This window comes from Geobacillus lituanicus, assembly GCF_050994965.1.
GTDB lineage: Bacteria > Bacillota > Bacilli > Bacillales > Anoxybacillaceae > Geobacillus > Geobacillus stearothermophilus.
In genome coordinates this window covers 1,905,562-1,924,857 of sequence record NZ_CP194773.1, presented here as the reverse complement: position 1 = coordinate 1,924,857, position 19,296 = coordinate 1,905,562, and the positions used below count along the sequence as shown (strand labels likewise).

Sequence of the window (19,296 nt, the reverse complement as noted above, 5' to 3'; positions counted from 1 at the left end):
ACCACCTCATCTCTTTATTGGCTTTCTTCCAACCGTTCCTCTTTTTGCTTAACATCATTGGTTTGATCCAACCGTTGCCGATTTATGCGCCAATGCTTCGGATTCCAATACGCTTTCAGCTTCCTCGCTGCTTCTTTTCCAGCCAGCAGCACCCCAAGCCAAAACATGACTTCCGCCGCCGCAATGACCGTGGCGACAATCGTTGCCTTGACAGCGGCTGAAAACGGCAGAAACGGCGCGATCGGCACCGCCACCCAAACGACGAACGAGGCGATGATGAGGCCAATGCCAATGCGATACAGAACCGGTTTCTCTTGCTTCACGTCCCCACCTCCTTATGGCGTCGTGGTTGCGAACGAAGATTGGGATTCTGCACTCCCACTCTACCATATCCATCTCCCGTTCACGAAACGGCGCGCCTGAAGCCGTGCGTTTCGCCGCCAACCAACGCCTGTCTTGTTCCCAAACCGCAAAACGCACCGTTTGGAAGGAGAAAAACCGGCCTCATGGCATGAAACCAAGCAGACGGATTCGTCATCATCATCGTTATACGTATTAACAAAGAAAAGGTGTCCCTTTTATGCTTGGGACACCGTTCATTCACTCCTATCACCGCCGCTTATGCCAGTAATCGATCAACCCCATCGCGCACACCTGCAAATCCAGCTCGATCGCCGCATACACCGGCGACGAAGACGGGACGCCATATTCGTTCAAAAACGCTTCTACATCGCGGCGCAACCGTTGTGCAGCGACTTTCGCCTGCTCTGCGGGCGATGCTTCCGGATTTCGCTCGACCGCTTCTTTTCCCGCCGCCACAAATTTCGGCAGCCAAACGCGAAGCTGGCGGAACGCTTCCTGCGGGTCATCGAGCATGCCAAAATGACCAAAATAGATGCGCGACGGATTCAACTTCTCGAGCCGCTCAGCCGACCGCTCCATCGCTTCAGGGTCAAATTGGTTCGGAGATGTGGAAGGCAGGCAAAACGCAAGCCCCGCTTCTTGCAGCTGCGGGTAAAAAACGCCGATCGTATCGCCGGTGAACACGCCGCGGCTGTACGAATCATAAATGGAAACATGATGGTTCGCATGCCCCGGCGTATCATAGAACGTGAGCGTCCGCTCCGCACTCAACTTCAACGTTTCCCCGTCCTCTTTCACAATCAATCGCTCTTCTGGCACCGGAAGAATCGGATCAAAGAGCGACTCAAACTGCGCGCCGTACACCGCCTTCGCCCCGGCGATGAGGCGCGATGGATCAGCCAAATGCCGCTTCCCTTTCGGATGGACGACAACCATCGCATTCGGGCAATGCTGAAGAAGCAGCCCTACACCGCCGGCGTGGTCCAAATGAATATGGGTAACGATGATATAGCGAATCTCAGCCGGATCGATCCGAAGCGCTTTCAACCCTTCAAGCAAGTGCGGCACCGACGGGCTTGGCCCTGTTTCCACGATCGCCACATCGTCTTCATGAAGCACGTATGTACCGGTGCGCTGCGACATGCGCAAGTCGTACAAATCGATGAGTGAAATGCGGCGGCCTAAATCGATTGGACGGTTCATTCGCTTCTCTCCCCCTTTTCATATCAAAATTGAATTCGACACCGCCGCGAAAAATTCCTTCTTTCCCCACTCAAGAGGATGGCGAAACGAAATAACACGAGCCTTAACCAAAAACAGGGGTTGGCGCCCCGTCTTAATCTACGACGCCAACTCCCCACTAGCTGTTTTTCCTTTCCGTCCATTTCTGATCGCCACCCATACTGCCGCCGCCCAGCCGATGACGATGAGGCCGTACACAGCAGGATAAACCGGCGCCGGGGCTTCCCAAGCGTGCAGAAGCGTGCGAACGTTTGTCAAAATAATCAATCCGCCAACCAACACTCCAAGCAAATGGGACGGCAGTTTACGCACAAGCCAAGCCGCGATCGGCGCAGCGATGACCCCGCCCGCCATCAGCGTCAGCACCCAATACCAGTTCACTTGCTCCCAACCGAGTGAAATGACGAATCCGAGCGTTGCCGACAAGGCAACGGCAAATTCGGACGTATCGACCGTGCCAACCACCTTGCGCGCCTCCATGTTTTTATTGGCCAACAGCACCGGCGTCGCAATCGGCCCCCAGCCCCCACCGCCGGTCGCATCAAGAAAACCGGCCGCCAAGCCGAGCGGGACGAGCTGCTTATTGGACCACTGTTTTCCTGACGCCGACGGCGCGCGGCCGTTCAACACTAAAAATCGATAAATAATGTAAAAGCCAAGCGCCAATAAAAACAACGATACATACGGTTTGATCACATCCCCTGGCAAGTTGCTTAAAAAGCATGCTCCGATAAACGCGCCGACCGACCCAGGAATAATGAGCTTCCCGACCATGGCGCGATCGACGTTGCCAAATTTCCAGTGAGAGGCGCCGGACGCCGCTGTCGTCACCACTTCCGCCAAATGAACAGACGCCGAGGCAACAGCTGGAGCGATGCCAAACGTCAACAGCAGCGTCGACGAGGTGACGCCGTACGCCATTCCGAGCGATCCGTCGATCAACTGGGCGATAAATCCTACAAACACAAAAACGATCAGTTTTTTCATTGGTTTCCCTCCGCTTGCAATAGTTGAGCGTGTTACTTATAATTTAAATCCCATTATTCATAGATGTCAACTATGAATTTAAAAAATAAAAAAATGCAGTCATCTTTTCCTCCCCACGCGCAAGATGACGTTGCGAACGCCGGCAGCTTGGCGGCCGACGGGCGGAAGGCGCCGCGCGGCCGTCCATCAAGACAAACAGCTGCCTGCAGAAAAAAGGCGCCCCGAATATGGCGACGGGACACCTTTTGGATGGTGGCTTTCGATCAGAACTTTCCTTGATACCGCTCGACTTCCCAAGCATGAACCGCCGTGCGGTAGCTGTTCCATTCCTCTTTTTTCAACGCGACATATTCGTTGAATACGTGCTCGCCAAGCGTCGTGCGGCCGATTTCACCTTCTTCGAACGCAGCGACAGCAGCACCCAAGTTTTCCGGCAAGTTGTCGATGCCAAGCTCCGCACGGCGTTCTTCCGACATATGGAAGATATCTTCATCAACCGGTGCTGGAGCGGTTAACCCTTTTTCGACACCGTCAAGGCCAGCGGCAGCGATGATGGCATACGCCAAATACGGATTCGCTGACGGATCCGGGCAACGGAGCTCAACGCGCGTCGCAACGCCGCGTTTCGCCGGAATGCGGATAAGCGCCGAACGGTTCGAAGCGGACCACGCGATGTAGCAAGGCGCTTCATACCCTGGCACAAGCCGTTTGTACGAGTTGACAAGCGGATTCGTAACCGCCGCAAAGTGCTTCACATTTTTCAGCAAGCCCGCGATGAATTGGTACGCTGTTTCTGACAACTGGTTCGCATCGTTCGGATCAAAGAACGCATTTTCCCCATCTTTGAAGAGGGAAATGTTGACATGCATCCCTGAACCGTTGATGCCAAACACCGGTTTTGGCATAAACGTCGCATGGAGGCCGAACTTGCTGGCGATCGTTTTGACAACCCATTTGTATGTCGTTGCATTGTCCGCCGCACCGAGTGCATCGGCATATTTGAAGTTGATCTCATGCTGGCCTTCCGCCACTTCATGGTGCGACGCTTCAATCGTAAAGCCCATCGCTTTTAAGGCGCGGTAAATTTCAAGGCGAACGCGTTCGCCCAAGTCTTTCGGAGACGGTTCGAAATAGCCGCCGTTATCGTGGAGCTCGAGCGTCGGGTTGCCGTTTTCGTCGGCTTTGAACAAAAAAAACTCCAGCTCCGGGCCGACCGAGATCGTATACCCTTTTTCCGCCGCCCGCTCGACCGTTTTTTTCAACACGTTGCGCGGATCGCCCTCAAACAGCGTGCCGTCCGGGTTGGCCACCGAGCAGAGGAAGCGCGCTTCCGCATACCCTTCCTCGACCGTCCACGGCAGCACGGCAAACGTATTTAAATCCGGACGAAGGTATAAGTCGGAGCGGTTGATCGGCGAAAATCCTTTGATCGACGAACCGTCAAACATGATTTTTCCTTCGACGACGTCATCAAGCTGTTCCGCCGTCACCGTTACATGTTTTAAAATCCCTTCGATGTCGACAAACTGCAAATGAAGAAGTTCAACGTTCTTTTGTTGGATCGTTTCTTTAATTTGTTCGAGCAATCCCGTTTGGGTGGAGGAAACGAACGTTTTTGACATGTCACATTACCTCACATTCATACGTTTATTTTTCTAACATGCTTTTATTATAGAAAAAGAGCGGCCGTTTGGCAACACTTTTTTAGCAATTTTTCTGTATTTTTATAACGATTTTTTGCAACCGTTTTCATATTCATGTAAAAAATAAACAGCCCAGAGGATGACCGTTCCTCACAGGCTGTTTCTTGATGTTACATTTTCTCCTCACGCCGCCGCCATGATCCGGACGGAATAAGCGGCAAGCCGGCCGCTTTTTCCGGCGGATAGACGTACACATATCCTTCGATCGGTTTGCACGCGTCGCGAACCCACACCCGTTCGTATTCGTTATCGCGCCGCCCTTCAACGTAATCCTCGAGCTCATCCATTGCCTTGAGCCCTTCTTCCGTCACCGTCAGCCACTCCCCTTCCACTTCCCCCTCTTCTCCAAGCACAAGCGCGGGGTACGGACCGACATTGTATAAGCGGCCGTTTACTTTCCCTGGACACGCGGCGCGAACGTATGGAGCGGCCACTTCATGGTTTTCTTCGCCAGTCAGCAGCGTTCCATACACAAACACCCGATATCGCCCTTCCGCCATCTCCTCGTTCTCCTTTTGTTTACATAACATAAATTACGAAAACTCAAGGAAAGGAAACAAAAACAATGGAAGCCCTTCCTCTCATCCATCCTTGCCGCTCCGAGGCGGCGCCAGTGTGAATTTGTTCAGTAGATCGCGGCCACAAAAATGCCGTGCCGGCTGCACTCGCAAGCCAACGGCACGGCGGTGGCGATTCCGCAACGAACGAATGATGCTTTTTCCATCATACCCGCTTCACAATGAAAAGTCAAGCACATTGTTACAGTGCTTGTTTCCATTTAATGCTGCAGCCGATGCTCGGCTTTTGCTTTTCCGGCACCGGGCGGCCCTCCAACAAAGCATCCAGCGCGGTGCGGATCGACTCCCCGGTGACCGGGATGCCGTTGTTCGGGCGCGAGTCGTCCAACTGGCCGCGGTAGACGCATTTCAGATCCCGGTCGAAAATGTAAAAGTCCGGGGTGCAAGCGGCGTCGTATGCTTTCGCCACCTCTTGCGTCTCATCGTACAAATACGGAAACGGATAGCCGAGCTCTTCCGCCACCTTTTTCATGTTTTCGGGTGAATCTTCTGGATACTGTTCCGCATCGTTGGAGTTGATGGCGACAAACGACACCCCTTTGGGCATATAATCGTTCGCGAGGCGAACAAGCTCGTGCTGGACATGCTTGACAAACGGGCAGTGATTGCAAATGAACATAATGACGGTTGCGACGTCCGATTTCACATCCTCAAGACGGACGACGTTGCCATCGATGACATTCGTGAGGGAAAACGACGGCGCTTGTTTGCCGAGGGGAAACATGTTCGATTCGACAGCTGGCATCAACAACACCCTTTCTCCAATATTTTCTTTCATTATATCAAAAGGAAGGCGGGTGTCACAAATCCAGCGCCCAAACCGAACTGCACAGCTCGGCATATGATGCCACATAGACGACGGAAAGGAGGCGTTTGTGCATTGATTTATATGAATAAACACATGACCCCGCGCGTGTACGGGCCAGCTGCCGCACCGCCCGCATCCCACCCGATGTTTTATTATCGCCGCACCGCCGCGCAACAAATGCTCGAACAGCAAAAACAACAGTTCGATCAGTTGGCGGAACGACTCGCCCAACTTGAGGACGCCATCGAAGAAGGGCAAAAGCACCAAGCGGAACAACGCGAACAAATGGCGGACATGTTCGCCCGCCTCGAACAGTCGCTTGCGGCCGGCTGGGCGCGGCAAAGCGGACGGCTTGCCGAGGCGCTGTCCGAGCTCGGACAAACGGTGACTGCTGGACAAGTAGCCCAAACCCATTATTACGAAGAAATGGCCGCCATAGTTGCCTCGCTTCAGCAAGCGGCCGAAACCGGGCAAAAGCAACAGGAAGCGCAAAGCGGGCAGTGGGCGGAAGCGCTCGCCCGCCTCGAGCGGCTGCTTATGGAAGCACAGGCGGGGCAAGCCGCCTTGGCCGGAACGCTCGAACGCCTCGAGCAGTCGGTCATCGCCCAGCAGGAGCGGGAGGAAAGGCGACAATTGCAGTGGGAAGAGCAGCTGGCCAAAGAAGAAGCGGCGCAGCAGGCCGTCATCGAAGCGCTCACCGTGCAAGGCGACACGATGCGCCGGCTCGAGCAGCGGACGGCTGAACGTGAACAGCTCGCCGAAGGAATGGCCGCCCGCCTCGAAGGGCAGGAAAAACTGTACCAAAAGTTGATCGAGCAGCTCGAGCTGCAGCACGTGTTCCATGAGACGGTCATCGAACGGCTTGAAGCGCAAGAGGCCGCGCAGTACAAAGTCACCCGCCAGCTTGACAGTTTAAAAGAGGCGCTGTATGAACGGTGTTCGTTTATCGTCGACAGCGTCAGACAGCTGTTTCATTCCTTTTTCCCTAAGCGCGGCCCCAAATCCGATCGCCAGGCGGCTGAACAAAAGCAGTCCGTCAGCTTGTAAACTGCCGCGCATCTTGACGAGATTGGCCGATCCGCCGACGGCGGATCGGTTTTTGCTAGACGGGCGGGCAAATGAATGGACAAATCGAAGCAAAACAGCGCATAATAGAAACTAATCATTTTTTCCACCGCTGCGGCGGAAGAAGGAGGAATCGCAATGGCGCTGCAACTGAGCGTCCTCGACCAGTCACCGATCGCCGAAGGCATGACCGCGGAGGAAGCCCTTCAAAACACAGTCCGGCTCGCCCAGTTTGTCGAAGAGCTCGGCTATAAGCGGTTTTGGGTGTCGGAACACCACGATACAAACAGCCTTGCCGGTTCGTCGCCGGAAGTGCTGCTCGGACACATCGGAGCGAAAACGTCGCGCATCCGCATCGGCTCAGGCGGCGTGATGCTGCCGCATTACAGCCCGTACAAGGTGGCGGAAAACTTTCATGTGCTTGCCGGCCTTCATCCCGGCCGCGTCGATCTCGGCATCGGGCGGGCACCCGGTGGCATGCCCCGGGCGACGATCGCGCTGCAAGGCGACAGACGACGGTCGGTCGACCGCTATCCGGAGCAAATTGACGACTTGCTCGGCTATTTGTATGACGCCTTGCCGCCGGTTCACCCGCTGTATGGCGTCAAGGCGACGCCGATCGTGCAGTCCCCGCCGGAACTATGGCTGCTCGGCTCCAGTTCGGAAACGGCGAAGCTGGCAGCCGATAAAGGGCTGCCGTACGTGTTCGCCCAGTTTATCAACGGGGAAGGCGGCGAACATTATATGCGGCTGTACCGCGACCGGTTTGTTCCATCGCCGTATTTGGCCGAGCCGCGCGGAATGGTCGCGGTGTTTGCAATTTGCGCCGAAACGGATGAAAAAGCGGAATGGATCGCCGGCAGCCTTGATCTGTCGCTTCTTATGATCGAGCAAGGGATGGCGCTGGACGGCACGCCAAGCCCGGAAAAAGCGGCTGCGTATCCGTACAGCCCGTATGAGCGCAAACGGGTGGAAGACAACCGGCGGCGGATGATCGTCGGCAGTCCGACGCGCGTCAAAGACAAGCTGTATCGGCTGAGCGAAACGTATGAAACAGAGGAAATCATGCTCGTGACGATTACATACGACTTCGAGGATAAACTCGCAAGCTTCCGGCTCATCGCCGAGGCGGTATGGGGGTGAACCAATGCAAATTGTTTCAATTAATGTCGGAAAGCCGAAAACAATAGAGGGAAATGGCGAGCGGCTAGTGACCGGCATTCACAAAACGCCGGTCGCCGGGCCGGTCGCTGTCGGCAAGCTCAACTTGGCTGGAGATGGACAAGCCGACCTCGTCCATCACGGAGGAGAAGATAAAGCGATTTGCGCCTATCCGTCCGAGCATTTCGTCTATTGGGAAGAGCGATACGGCCGCCCATTTACGGCGGGGGCGTTTGGCGAAAACTGGACGCTTCTCGGGTTGACGGAAGACGATGTATGTCTTGGCGACATGTATGCCGCCGGCACGGCGCTCGTGCAAGTGTCGCAACCGCGCCAGCCGTGCTCCAAATTGGCGTTCAAACATCAGCTGCCCGATTTGCCGAAAGCCGTCTGCCAGACAGGAAAAAGCGGGTTTTATTTCCGCGTCTTGCAAGAAGGCGTCGTCGAGCCGGGCGCGCCGCTCATCCTCGTCGAACGGGGCGCGGGGGCGCTGTCCATCGCGTATATCAATCACATTTACTATCATGAGCGCGACAATGCCGCTGCCATGAAGCAAATCGCCAGCCATCCGGCCTTATCCGCAAGCTGGCGCGAAACGTTTCAAAAGCGTCTCGCCGCTCGGCCCCGGCCGTAAAGCTCAAAGCGGCGGAAATGACTAACAAAATATCTTTATATTTTTGTTTAATTGTTTTTTTCATCCACTCTTCCTTTCCTGAGCACTCGAGTTCGCATGGAGGAGACACGCATTCATCTGAAGTCCTCCGCAAACGTGAACACCATACAGTTATGCCTGCTGCACATTGCGCAACCAATAGCGCTGATACAATTGGAAGTAAAATCCTTTTGCTTCCAACAGTTCTTCATGCGTTCCTTGTTCGATCACGTTGCCTTCGTTGAGCACAACGATGCGGTCGGCATGTTGAATCGTGTTCAACCGATGGGCGATGACAAAACATGTCCGCCCCTTCATGAGCCGGGCGAGCGCTTCTTGAATGCGCACTTCGGTGACTGTATCGATGTTGCTCGTCGCTTCGTCCAAAATCAAAATGGCCGGGTCGGCGATCATCGCCCGGGCGATCGCCAACAGCTGCCGCTGTCCTTGGCTGATCCCTCCACCTCCCGAGGTCAAAACGGTGTCATAGCCGTTCGGCAGCTTCATAATAAACGAGTGGGCGTTCGCCTGGCGCGCCGCCTCCTCGACTTCTTCATCGGTCGCCTCAAGCCGGCCGTAGCGAATGTTGTCGCGGATCGTTCCGGCGAACAAAAACGCATCTTGAAGCACAAACGCCATATGACGGCGCAAACTTGCCCGCTTGATCGTCCGGCTGTCGCGTCCATCGATCAAAATGACGCCTTCGTCCGGATCGTAAAAGCGGGTCAACAGCTGCAATACGGTCGTTTTGCCGGCTCCAGTTGGACCGACAAGCGCGACCGTCTCCCCGGGTGAGACGGAAAACGTGACATCACGAAGCGCCGGACGCTGTTTGTCGTAAGAAAAGACGACTTGACGAAACTCAATGCGTCCATCAAGCCGGTCCAAGACCACCGCTTCCCGCTCGTCTTCCTCTTCCTCCGGCAAATCCAAAATTTCCAACACCCGCTCGGCGCCGGCCAACGCCGACAGCAGTGTGTTCCATTGATTGGCCAGGTCATTAAGCGGTCTGGTAAACTGGCGGGCGTATTCGACAAACACGACGATCGTCCCGACCGATATCGTCCCTTTCGCCGCCAGCCATCCGCCGACAACGGCAATCAAGCCGAAGCTCAAGTTGTTTAAAAAGTTCATCAGCTTCGGAATAAAGCCGGAATACGTTTGCGCCCAAAAACCGGCTTGTTTCAGCTCGGCATTTTTGCGCGCCAATTCCTCCTCCATCCGCTCTTCTTGGGAAAACAGCTTCACCACTTTCTGTCCGGAAATGACCTCTTCGATAAAGCCGTTCATCTCTCCGAGCGCCCGTTGCTGCTCACGGAAACGCACCCGCGTCCGGTTGGTGATCCAGCGCATGCCCACATACATGAGCGGCACGACAACAAGCGTTACGATTGTCAACACAACGCTTTGTGAAAGCATAACCACCATAGCGCCCATCAACGTCAACGTGCTCGAGACGACCTGGACAACCGTGCTGTTAAATGTCTGGCTCATATTGTCGATGTCGTTTGTAATCCGGCTCATGAGTTCGCCTTGCTGGCGTCGGTCAAAAAACGAAATCGGCAGCTCATGAAAATGATGAAACAACCGCTCGCGAATGCTGCGCACCGTCCGCTGGCCGACATCGATCATCCAATAGTTTTGCCAAAACGTCGCCGCCCCAAGGGCCAAATAAATGGCCAGAAGCAAAATGAGCGTTGCGAAAAATCCATCCGTTTTTCGTTCCACAATGTACGAATCAACCGCCCGGCCAACGACATACGGCCCAGCAAGCGCCAACGCCGAGCTGGCCATCACCATAGCCACGGCCGCAAACAGCTTTCGCTTTTGCGGAGCGATAAAGGCCCATAGCCGACGCAACGTGCCAATGCTGTTTTTCGCCCGCTGCGGACTTGCGCCAACACGCGCTCCGTGCGGACTATGCCGTAGTGACATCCACCGATCCCTTCTTTCCTTCCTGCGTGGCGACGATGCGTCGATACAGGTCGCTCGTCGCCAGCAGTTGTTCATGACTTCCTTGTGCGATCAGGCGGCCGTCTTCCAAAAGCAAAATCGTATCCGCCGCCATCGCGGTGCTCACCTTTTGCGTCACCATCACCGTCGTGCATGCATACTTCCGCAACGCTGCGAGCAGCTTTGCTTCCGTCTCTGCATCGAGCGCGCTTGTGCTGTCATCCAAAAGCAAAACGCGCGGTTGCCCCACCAAGGCGCGGGCGATCGACAGCCGCTGCTTTTGCCCGCCTGATAAATTGACACCCTTTTGACCGATCCGTGCGTCGTATCCATCCGGAAACCGAGTGATGGTTTCATGAATTTGTGCATCGCGAGCCGCTTGCACAAGTTCTTCCATCGACGCAGTGATGTTGCCAAAGCGGAGATTGTCCGCGACCGTCCCTGAAAACAGCAGCACTTCCTGCGGGACAAAGCGCACCGCCGTCCGCAGCTGTTCGGCGGAAAACTCGCGCACATCGACGCCATCAATCAACACGCGCCCGCCGCTTGGTTCGTACAACCGGGGAATCAGCTGAAGAAGCGTCGATTTGCCGGCCCCTGTCGCTCCTAAAATGGCGGCTGTCTCATGCGGACGGATGACGAACGACACGTCCGAAAGCGCCTCGCGCGGACTCGACGGATAACGGAACGAAACGTGCTCAAACCGGATTTCCCCGCGCTGAACGGCCGGACCACCGCCCGCATCCGCCCCGTGTCGCTCGCCCGGGGCTTCAAGAAGTTCAGCGAGGCGGACGGCCGAGGCGCGCGCCCGAGAGAACGCCATGGTAATAAACGTAAACATCGACAACGCCGCCGTCGCCCGCGTCGCGTAGTTGACGATGGCGACGACTTGCCCAGCGCTCGCCGTCCCGGCCTCGATATGGTGGCGGCCAAAAAGGAGAACGGCGACGATGGCGGTGTTCATCACCATCAACAACACCGGCGTGATCGTCTCCACGAGGCGAAGCACGCTCATGGTCCGCTCCATCAGCGCATCGTTCGCCGCCGCAAATCGCTCCTCTTCGTATTCTTTTCTCATCCACGCTTTGATGAGGCGCATGCCGGCCAAATTTTCACGCATCACGCCGTTGACGCGATCAAGCGCTCGTTGGACGGCGGAAAAGGACGCCGCTGCCCTTTGTACAACCCACAATAAAAAAACAGCGGACAGGGGAACGGCCACCGCCAAAACGAACGCTAGGCGCGCATGAACAACAAACGCCATCGCGACGCCAAAGACGACGAGAAGCGGCGCACGCAAGGCGATGCGCAAACTCATAAACAACATGTTTTGCACTTGGGTCACATCGTTCGTCATCCGGGTGACGAGCGAGGCCGGCGACAACTGCTCGATGCGCGCAAGCGAAAACGATTGAATTTTGGCAAACAGCGCCGTCCGCAGCGCAAATCCGTACTCCTGACCGACGTAGGCTGCGGCAAATGAGTTGGCGATGCCTGAGGCAAACGCCAACAGCGACGCCCCGAGCATCACTGCTCCCCACGTGAAAATGGCGGCAACATCCTGTTTCATGATGCCTTCATCGATGATTTTCCCCATCAACAGCGGCTGCCAAAGCTCGATGATGAGCTCGGTCAACATAAACAACCAAGCTAACGCCATCCACTTCCCATATGGCCGCAAATAGATCAGCACCCGCCCCATGTCTGCGCCACTCTCCTCTCCATTCCAACCGCGGAGCCTAGCCGCCGTTCATCGTTGTGTGTAATTTTATTCTAAACCCGAAATATTTATTTGACAATGAGAATGCATGGGCAGAAGCGGAGATGCTCCCGGCCCAAAGGAACAAAAACCCCCGAACGAATGTCTCATCGCTCGGGGGCCATCGGCGGCAATAGGGGAACAACGGGTCTATTCCGTCGTTTCGAGCGGGATGCCCGATTGATTGGCGGATGATGAAACCACACCGCTTCCAGATCCATACATAGGTCTGTGAATCAGGGGGTTATTCCGTCTTCCATCACACCTTGGCTTGCCTTCAGCAGTCGGAAAAATAGACGACACGCTTTTGGGCCAGCGAAATGTGAAATCTTCCAGTTGATTCGGCATGAGAGCCATGTCTATGACGAACGCTGACGCCATGCCGAATAAAGCGCCTCCTGGCTAATATGGTCGAAAGAGCTTGGCGGTGCAAGGGACAACAGCTGTTGTTCATCGCCAACGATCGGCAGCAGCCGGTCGAGCTTGGCCATCCGCAAAATCTTTTCTATAGCGGCGTTATCCCGGACGACGATGGCCATGACGCGGCTTTCGCTGACGATTTGCTTAAAAAAGCGGACAAGGAGCGCTAATCCAGTACTGTCCAAAAATCGAAGGCCGCTCACGTCGACAACGACAAGGCGGCGCTTGACAGCAGCCACCGCCGTCGCCAGCTTTTGTTCCGCCGCGAGCTGCGTATCATAGGCGAGCCGTCCAGTTAGCTTGATGCATTCGTATGCGCGTTCTACAACCATTTCCAATTCAAACGACAACCGATGCTGTTTCATTGTATCCCCCTATCGTTGACCAGCCATGCCTTGCCCTCGGCCACCACCCGCATTCGTTCCGATCACATGGGTGCATCATGGCACCAAAGCCAGTTATGTTGCATTCCGACTCATTTTCATGACAAGCATCCGACGGCCGCCCTTTTGCTCAACCCACATAACGTCATCCATAATTTCTCGGATGAATAGCAACCCTCGTCCCGATTCGGCGAGCAATACATCAGAGAGCGTCATTTGATCAAGCTGCTCGATCACTTCCGCCGGAACGCCGCCGCCCTCGTCTTCAACCGCCACGGCCACATCAGCGCTTGTGACGAAAAAGGAGAGCGAAATCGTCCCCGCCTCCATCCCCGCCCGTTGAACAGCTTTAACGGCATTGACGACCGCTTCATGCACCGCCAACACAAACAATTCCGCATCACGGACAGCAAACAACGAAGCAGCCTGCTCCGCAAGGAGATGGCAAACCAAAACCGCTTCCTCGTCCGCCCGGCAGCGCACGATCCATTCACACACTACCAAGCGCCCCTCCTATCCATGAACCGTGATGGACAATAAGCAAATGTCGTCCGAAGGGCTGACAAGCGGCGGACCTTGGCTGATTAAACGCTCGAGGAAGCGTTTATCCGGCAAATGGCGGCACATTTGCGTACATAAGCGAATTTTTTCAATGCTTTGCAAAATCGACGGGTCGATCTCCTCTAAAATGCCGTCTGTATACAAAAGGAGGCGGGCCCGCTTGTCGTAATGAATCACCCCTTTTTCAAACGGCAAGGAAAACGGGCTGCCAATCGCCAAACCGCCTTTGTCCAACTCATGGACGCTTCCGTCGTCCAAAACGAGCAGCCCAGCCGGATGGCCGGCGTTGGTATATTCAATTTTCCGCTCTTTCGTGTCAATCACTAAATAAATCATGGAAAATAGGTGGCGGATGTTGTTGGCCTCATCAGGAAACAACGTTTGCACATGCTTCTCCAGCTCGCTCGCCACCGAGACCGGGTCGATGACGCGCACGATCAATCCGCGCAAAAGCGAGCGGAGCAGCATGCTCACCAAGGCTGACGAAATGCCGTGGCCCATCACGTCGATGACGATCACCCCGTAGCGGTACAGGTCGATTTGATAGCAAGCGTAAATATCGCCTGACAAATCATCGGATGGAATATAGACGGCATCCATCGTCACCGCCTCGTTTTGAATGAGCGGCGTCAACAAGTTGTGCTGAATTTTTTTGGCCAGCTCGACTTGGCGCCGCCGCTCCGCCTCTTTTTGCTTTTGCTTCGTCTCGTCTTCGACAAGGACGATATATCCGTCCGCCTGAAGCACGGGAATGACCGTATAGGCGACATTGGCGGACGTGCCGTCCCGGCGCTGCACCATCCCTTCGCCGCATCGCTGCTCTTTGGGAGGAAACGGAAGCCATGTTTGGCTGCCGCAACGAAAGAGCGACCATATCGGGCGGCCGACCGCCTCTTCTTTTCGGCGCCCAAACAGCCGCTCGGCACTAAGCCCCCAATCTTGCACGGTTCCGTCCGCCGCCACCGGAACAACAGCGAACGGGGCGGAATCGTAAATGACCTCAAGCAACTCAGACGGCGTCGGTCGATCAGCCGGAGGCATAGCGGTTTGTTCAACAAAATGCCAAACGAGCCATTCTCCTTCGCTGCCTGATAGCCGATAGACGTTCATCCAACTCGTATAGGCTTTCCCGCTTTTCGCTACATGGCGCGCTTCTCCTTGCCAACATCCGTCCTTTTTTACCGCCTCGGCGATGCCATCTAACAACGCGGCCGACCACTCAGCTGAAAACAGAACGCCGACCGGCCGCCCGACTAATTCGTTTTTGGCAAATCCGAGCCATCTTGGCGTCGGTTCGCTGACCGCAACAATCGAAAGTTGACGGTCGGTCATCACCATGCCGCTGCCCAACTGTTCCGCGTCTAGCTGATCGATCGCCTGTACGTTCGCCTTCACCATCGTTCAACCCTTTTTTGTTATAATCAACATCCATCGCTTTTAGCTGACACCGGCTTCCCGAAACAAACACGCGCATCGGCGCCGGGTTGTTTCCACCCCGCCTTCGGGTTGCATGTTCAGCACCACATTTCGCCCATTGTTCCCATTGGGAACAGATTATTGTTGGTATTCGCGGTCTTTTGTTGATTTTCCTGCTTGCTGCCGCATAAATCTTCTAGTCCGTTTTTCTTATTTTGCCGATGATCCAAACCGCCGGCGAATCGCCGCAATCACAAGCAAGAGCACCGGAATGATGATTTGCATCGGGATGTGCAGATAGAGCGTGACAATCTTTAATCCTTCATGAATATGTTCCCAGTAGTTGCTGGCCATCGCCACGGACCACAATAAGACAAGCGCCCCAAACGGATAAACAAGCCGCTGGTGGTTCGAAAACCCGAATACATGAGCCACCCCCACGACGCCGGCATAAAAAAAGATGGAGACTTTGAAAAACCCCCCGATCACTAGAGCGACCATAAAAAAGATATCAAGCCGCTCTAAAAAGTGAGCGACTTGAATGCGGCGGATCGTATCGAGCAACGGAAACGATGAACGTGACACCGCATCAGCTCCCAAGACGGCCGTATTAACGGCCATAATGATCGCCAGGTTGATCCCGGTCAACACCATCCCGGCAACGGCGGCCCGCCGCGCTTTTTCCGAACGATTCAAGTATGGAAACAGCATGGTAAACACGATCATTTCGCCAAACGGCACGTACAACGTTTCCGTGAACACCGTTTTCCACACCCGTTTCCACCCTTCCTCTAACACTGGTTGGAGCTGGGTGAGATCAACAAGTCCGGAAGCGATAACTAAGATGAATCCAACAACCGCCAGTATTTGCAACAACGTATAAAGCAGTTCGCCGGTGCGCGCCAATACTTCAATGCCTTTATAGGCGCTGTACATGACCGTCATGGCCATAAGGACATTCAAAACAAACAGCGGCGTTTCCGGATAGGCAAACGTGAGCAACAGTTCGCCAAAGTCACGCAACACACGGGCGGCGATATAGAAAAAATAGGTAATATAGAGAACCGCCAACAACTTGCCGAGCGGCTTGCCGACGATATGTGTCACATAGGAAGTCAGCGGCTGATCGGGGTAATAATGAAACAAACGCTCGTAAACCAAAAACAGCAACAGCCCAAGCGCCAGACCGAGCAAAATGGCGATCCACATATCTTGCTTGGCGCTGACGCCGAGTGGAATGACCATCGCACTGCCATGCTCAAACAACACAATCAGGACAAACAGCTGGCGCACATTGATTTTGCTATGTTCCATCTCGCTCCATCGCTCCTCACTCCACCGTATCCAAGTTTTTGAGCCGAAAACGCTTATTTGATATATGGCGTATTCCGCAATCCCGTGCGTCGAATGGAAGCCTCTACTTTCACTGTCACCGGAAGATGAGGGAAATAGCGGTCATCCCACTCTTTTTTGATTCTCTTCCACAGGCGGGGGTGGGCGCGATGCACCGCCTCGCCAAAACCAAAAACATCGGTTTTTTCATGCTGGGCCGTTTCAATCGCCTGTTTCACTTCCCGTTCAATATCCCGGCCAATCGCCTTTTCCAATTGAAACAATAATCGGTAATCAGCCAAATTGATCGGGACGTACGTCTCACTGATATCCCCTTCTGTTTGGATATGAACCAAAATGGAAGGCTGGCCGTTTTTCAATTTCACTTTTAACCCCGTTTTCACTCCCATCGTTCGATAACCAATCGCTTCTTTTTTTCCTTTCCAGGGGATCGTAATATTCGTTTGTTTGATTCGATCCAACACCCAAAGCACGCCTCGTTCCGTTGAGCCGTTCACCCAGCGAACAAGACGGTCTTTTTTAAATAACGCCAGTCCATCCAAGCTGATGCGAGCATCTGGCACAGAGGATTGAACGTTTGTTTGCCGTTTGCCCTGCTGTGGGTTTCCTTCAATGACAACACCCGTCACGACTGTATTTCTTCCTGAAGATGTCAAACCACGAATCGCCCCCCAGACATCAGTGTTGATTGTCTGCCCCCAGGACATCTCGGAAAACTCCAACGTCTTAATAATTTGATTGGCGGAAATTTTGTCAATCGGTGTTAATACGCTTAACACCTCTTTCGCTGAGTGGCCATGAGCAATAACCAGCTGCGCTGTCGTCCGAAACTGGTGGCTCCGTTCCATCGCATCGAATACGCCATTCAACCCTTGGCGCGCCACTTCTTCGCCGATGACCACCAAGTTGGTATGAGCGTAATACAGGATGCGCGACAGCTTTTTCGAGGCTTTCCGGCTTGCCTCGACCAACGTGTCTCCGGTCGACGTATAAATGGAGACGGGCACGCCGCCCGCTCCGCCTCCTCGTTCGAGCGCCCCCGCAACGTTGCCCGGGTTGACGACTTGAAACGAGGCCAAATATCTGCCGTCTTTTGTTTTATCGAGGCCGACGGCAATGACAACGGCCAAATCGGTTAACTCTTTTTTACTCCAACAGCCAGCCAGCAGCACCGCACAAACAAAAAAGGACACAAACATGGCGATAGGTCGTTTCATGATCCATCCTCCTTTTCCCGGCGTGTTGGTGCCGGAGGCTTCGGTTTCTGATCCCCCGATTGGCGAATGATATTTTTCTGGTTAATCAGGCGCGGCCGCTCGCGGTACATCCATGTCGGAATCCGAAACAGGGTATCGCCTACATTGGTTGAAATAAATGGAGCAAGCGGCGACATGTATGGCATGCCAAATGAACGCAAGCTGCATAAATGGAGAATCATGATCAGCAGACCCATTATAATGCCATAAAACCCGAACATCGCCGCTAAAAACATCAACCCAAAGCGGATGAGGCGTGCTGAGATGGCGATGGCAAACGACGGCGTTGCAAAGCTGGCAATCGCGGTGAGCGAGACAACGATGACCATGGCCGATGAAACAAAACCGGCAGCGATCGCCACCTCACCGATGACAAGCGCCCCGACAATCGACACCGCCTGTCCGACTGCACGCGGCAGCCGAATCCCCGCTTCGCGCAAAATCTCAAATGTCACTTCCATGATCAATGCCTCGACAAAAGCGGGAAACGGCACAGCCTCACGCTGGGCGGCAATGGCGATGACGAGCTGGGTCGGGATCATTTCTTGATGAAACGTCATCGCAGCAATATAAATAGAGGGCGCGACGAGCGAGAGAAAAAAAATCAATACGCGCAAAAAGCGAAGAGCAGTGGCGATATCAAAACGGGCATAATAATCCTCTACCGCTTGAAAAAATTGGATAAACAAAGCCGGCACAATCAGGATAAACGGCGTCCCCTGAATCAAAATCGCAATCCGCCCCTCCAGCAAATTCGCCGCCACCACATCGGGACGCTCGGTATGGTAGATCGTCGGAAATGTCGTAAACGTTTGATCTTCGATTAACTGTTCAATATAACCGGACTCAAGCACGCTGTCCGTATCAATGCGGCGCAGGCGCGCTCTCACTTCCTCGATAACCTCGTCATTGGCAATGCCTTTGATGTACATGATCGCGACATCCGTTTGCGTCACGGTGCCGATTTGCATCGTTTCCAGCCAAAGATTGGGATTTTTAATGCGGCGGCGGATCATCGCGGTGTTTGCGCGCAACGACTCCGTAAATCCCTCGCGCGGCCCGCGGACGGCGAGTTGCGTCTGTGGCTCCTCGATTGCACGATATTGGCCGCCTTTGGTGCTGGCGCTGACAGCGGACGGCACCCCATCCAACAAGATGATGGTCTCTCCGGAAAACAGCTCCAAAAACAGGTGTTCCCAATCGACGACATGCTTCACACCGCCCACCGCGGCCAACTTTTGTTCGATCCACGGAAACGATTCTTTTTCTGTTAATGACAGTGGAAATGACGCCTCCAGCAACGGCGTCAGCAAAAACTCGTACACATGTTTTTCGTCAACAAGACCATCCACAAAGACGATGGCTGCATTGATTTGCTTCTCTTGGCCAAGCGAAAACCGGCGGATGACAACATCGCTGCTTTGTCCAGTCGTTTGGCGGATGATGTCAAGGTTGACGGCTAATTCAGCTGACATCGGCTCTTGCGGGACGTCCGCCGCCTCGCCGCTATGGTCCGGTCCTTCTTGTTTCACCCTGTCATTGATCTGCTTTTTTTGTCGGCCCATTCCCCATTGAAACAGCATGTTTTTCCTCCTCACTCCGCTTCCTTTTTATCCCTCATTATGGACACGAAATC

General features: G+C 54.4%; 17 protein-coding genes. 3 read left to right on the top strand and 14 right to left on the bottom strand.

Annotated features, from left to right (window positions below):
* Positions 1–14: 14 nt before the first annotated feature.
* The 6 genes from ACR1UW_RS09680 to ACR1UW_RS09655 form a co-directional block, all read right to left on the bottom strand.
* Entirely contained in the window at positions 15–323 is a 309-nt protein-coding gene (locus ACR1UW_RS09680; RefSeq protein ID WP_369806435.1) for a transporter suffix domain-containing protein, read from the bottom strand.
* Positions 324–609: 286 nt separating this feature from the next.
* Positions 610–1,566, bottom strand: a complete 957-nt coding sequence (locus ACR1UW_RS09675) for an MBL fold metallo-hydrolase (RefSeq protein WP_498933100.1) — start codon at positions 1,564–1,566, stop codon at positions 610–612.
* 138 nt (positions 1,567–1,704) lie between these two features.
* Entirely contained in the window at positions 1,705–2,592 is an 888-nt protein-coding gene (locus tag ACR1UW_RS09670) for a sulfite exporter TauE/SafE family protein (protein WP_119877439.1), read from the bottom strand.
* A gap of 263 nt (positions 2,593–2,855) precedes the next feature.
* Positions 2,856–4,214 carry a type I glutamate--ammonia ligase gene (gene glnA, locus ACR1UW_RS09665; RefSeq protein ID WP_318550091.1) on the bottom strand — a complete coding sequence of 453 codons (1,359 nt, stop codon included), beginning with the start codon at positions 4,212–4,214 and terminating at the stop codon, positions 2,856–2,858.
* Between the two features lie 191 nt (positions 4,215–4,405).
* Positions 4,406–4,795 (bottom strand): gamma-glutamylcyclotransferase family protein, encoded by a 390-nt coding sequence (locus tag ACR1UW_RS09660; protein WP_044744334.1) that lies wholly within the window; start codon positions 4,793–4,795, stop codon positions 4,406–4,408.
* Positions 4,796–5,054: 259 nt separating this feature from the next.
* Positions 5,055–5,618, bottom strand: a complete 564-nt coding sequence (locus ACR1UW_RS09655; protein WP_033012139.1) for a thioredoxin family protein — start codon at positions 5,616–5,618, stop codon at positions 5,055–5,057.
* A 135-nt stretch (positions 5,619–5,753) separates the two neighbouring features.
* On the opposite strand from ACR1UW_RS09655, the gene ACR1UW_RS09650 reads away from it, so the two are divergent.
* From ACR1UW_RS09650 to ACR1UW_RS09640, 3 genes are all read left to right on the top strand, one after another.
* On the top strand, positions 5,754–6,728 hold the full coding sequence (locus ACR1UW_RS09650; RefSeq protein WP_498933096.1) for a hypothetical protein: 975 nt from the start codon (positions 5,754–5,756) through the stop codon (positions 6,726–6,728).
* Between the two features lie 156 nt (positions 6,729–6,884).
* Complete coding sequence (locus ACR1UW_RS09645; RefSeq protein ID WP_498933094.1) at positions 6,885–7,889, top strand: LLM class flavin-dependent oxidoreductase; 1,005 nt, start codon at positions 6,885–6,887, stop codon at positions 7,887–7,889.
* A 4-nt stretch (positions 7,890–7,893) separates the two neighbouring features.
* Positions 7,894–8,541 (top strand): MOSC domain-containing protein, encoded by a 648-nt coding sequence (locus ACR1UW_RS09640; protein WP_498933092.1) that lies wholly within the window; start codon positions 7,894–7,896, stop codon positions 8,539–8,541.
* Positions 8,542–8,691: 150 nt separating this feature from the next.
* Here ACR1UW_RS09640 and ACR1UW_RS09635 read toward each other — a convergent pair whose 3' ends face one another.
* From ACR1UW_RS09635 to ACR1UW_RS09600, 8 genes are all read right to left on the bottom strand, one after another.
* Complete coding sequence (locus ACR1UW_RS09635; RefSeq protein WP_498933090.1) at positions 8,692–10,494, bottom strand: ABC transporter ATP-binding protein; 1,803 nt, start codon at positions 10,492–10,494, stop codon at positions 8,692–8,694.
* On the bottom strand, positions 10,478–12,214 hold the full coding sequence (locus tag ACR1UW_RS09630; protein ID WP_318550102.1) for an ABC transporter transmembrane domain-containing protein: 1,737 nt from the start codon (positions 12,212–12,214) through the stop codon (positions 10,478–10,480). The genes ACR1UW_RS09635 and ACR1UW_RS09630 overlap by 17 nt, the downstream gene beginning before the upstream one ends.
* A 416-nt stretch (positions 12,215–12,630) precedes the next feature.
* The gene (locus tag ACR1UW_RS09625) at positions 12,631–13,056 is read right to left on the bottom strand and encodes an STAS domain-containing protein (RefSeq protein ID WP_498933088.1); all 426 of its coding nucleotides are present in this window, start codon (positions 13,054–13,056) and stop codon (positions 12,631–12,633) included.
* 93 nt (positions 13,057–13,149) lie between these two features.
* Positions 13,150–13,572, bottom strand: coding sequence for an ATP-binding protein (locus ACR1UW_RS09620; protein WP_011231123.1), 423 nt, complete (start codon positions 13,570–13,572; stop codon positions 13,150–13,152).
* Between the two features lie 15 nt (positions 13,573–13,587).
* Positions 13,588–15,033, bottom strand: a complete 1,446-nt coding sequence (locus tag ACR1UW_RS09615; protein ID WP_498933086.1) for a SpoIIE family protein phosphatase — start codon at positions 15,031–15,033, stop codon at positions 13,588–13,590.
* A 228-nt stretch (positions 15,034–15,261) separates the two neighbouring features.
* A complete protein-coding gene (locus tag ACR1UW_RS09610) occupies positions 15,262–16,365 on the bottom strand; it encodes a GerAB/ArcD/ProY family transporter (RefSeq protein WP_498933084.1) in 1,104 nt (367 codons plus the stop codon).
* Between the two features lie 53 nt (positions 16,366–16,418).
* Complete coding sequence (locus ACR1UW_RS09605) at positions 16,419–17,621, bottom strand: Ger(x)C family spore germination protein (protein ID WP_498933082.1); 1,203 nt, start codon at positions 17,619–17,621, stop codon at positions 16,419–16,421.
* Positions 17,618–19,243, bottom strand: a complete 1,626-nt coding sequence (locus ACR1UW_RS09600) for a spore germination protein (protein ID WP_498933080.1) — start codon at positions 19,241–19,243, stop codon at positions 17,618–17,620. Before ACR1UW_RS09600 ends, ACR1UW_RS09605 begins: the two co-directional genes overlap by 4 nt.
* Positions 19,244–19,296 lie beyond the last annotated feature (53 nt).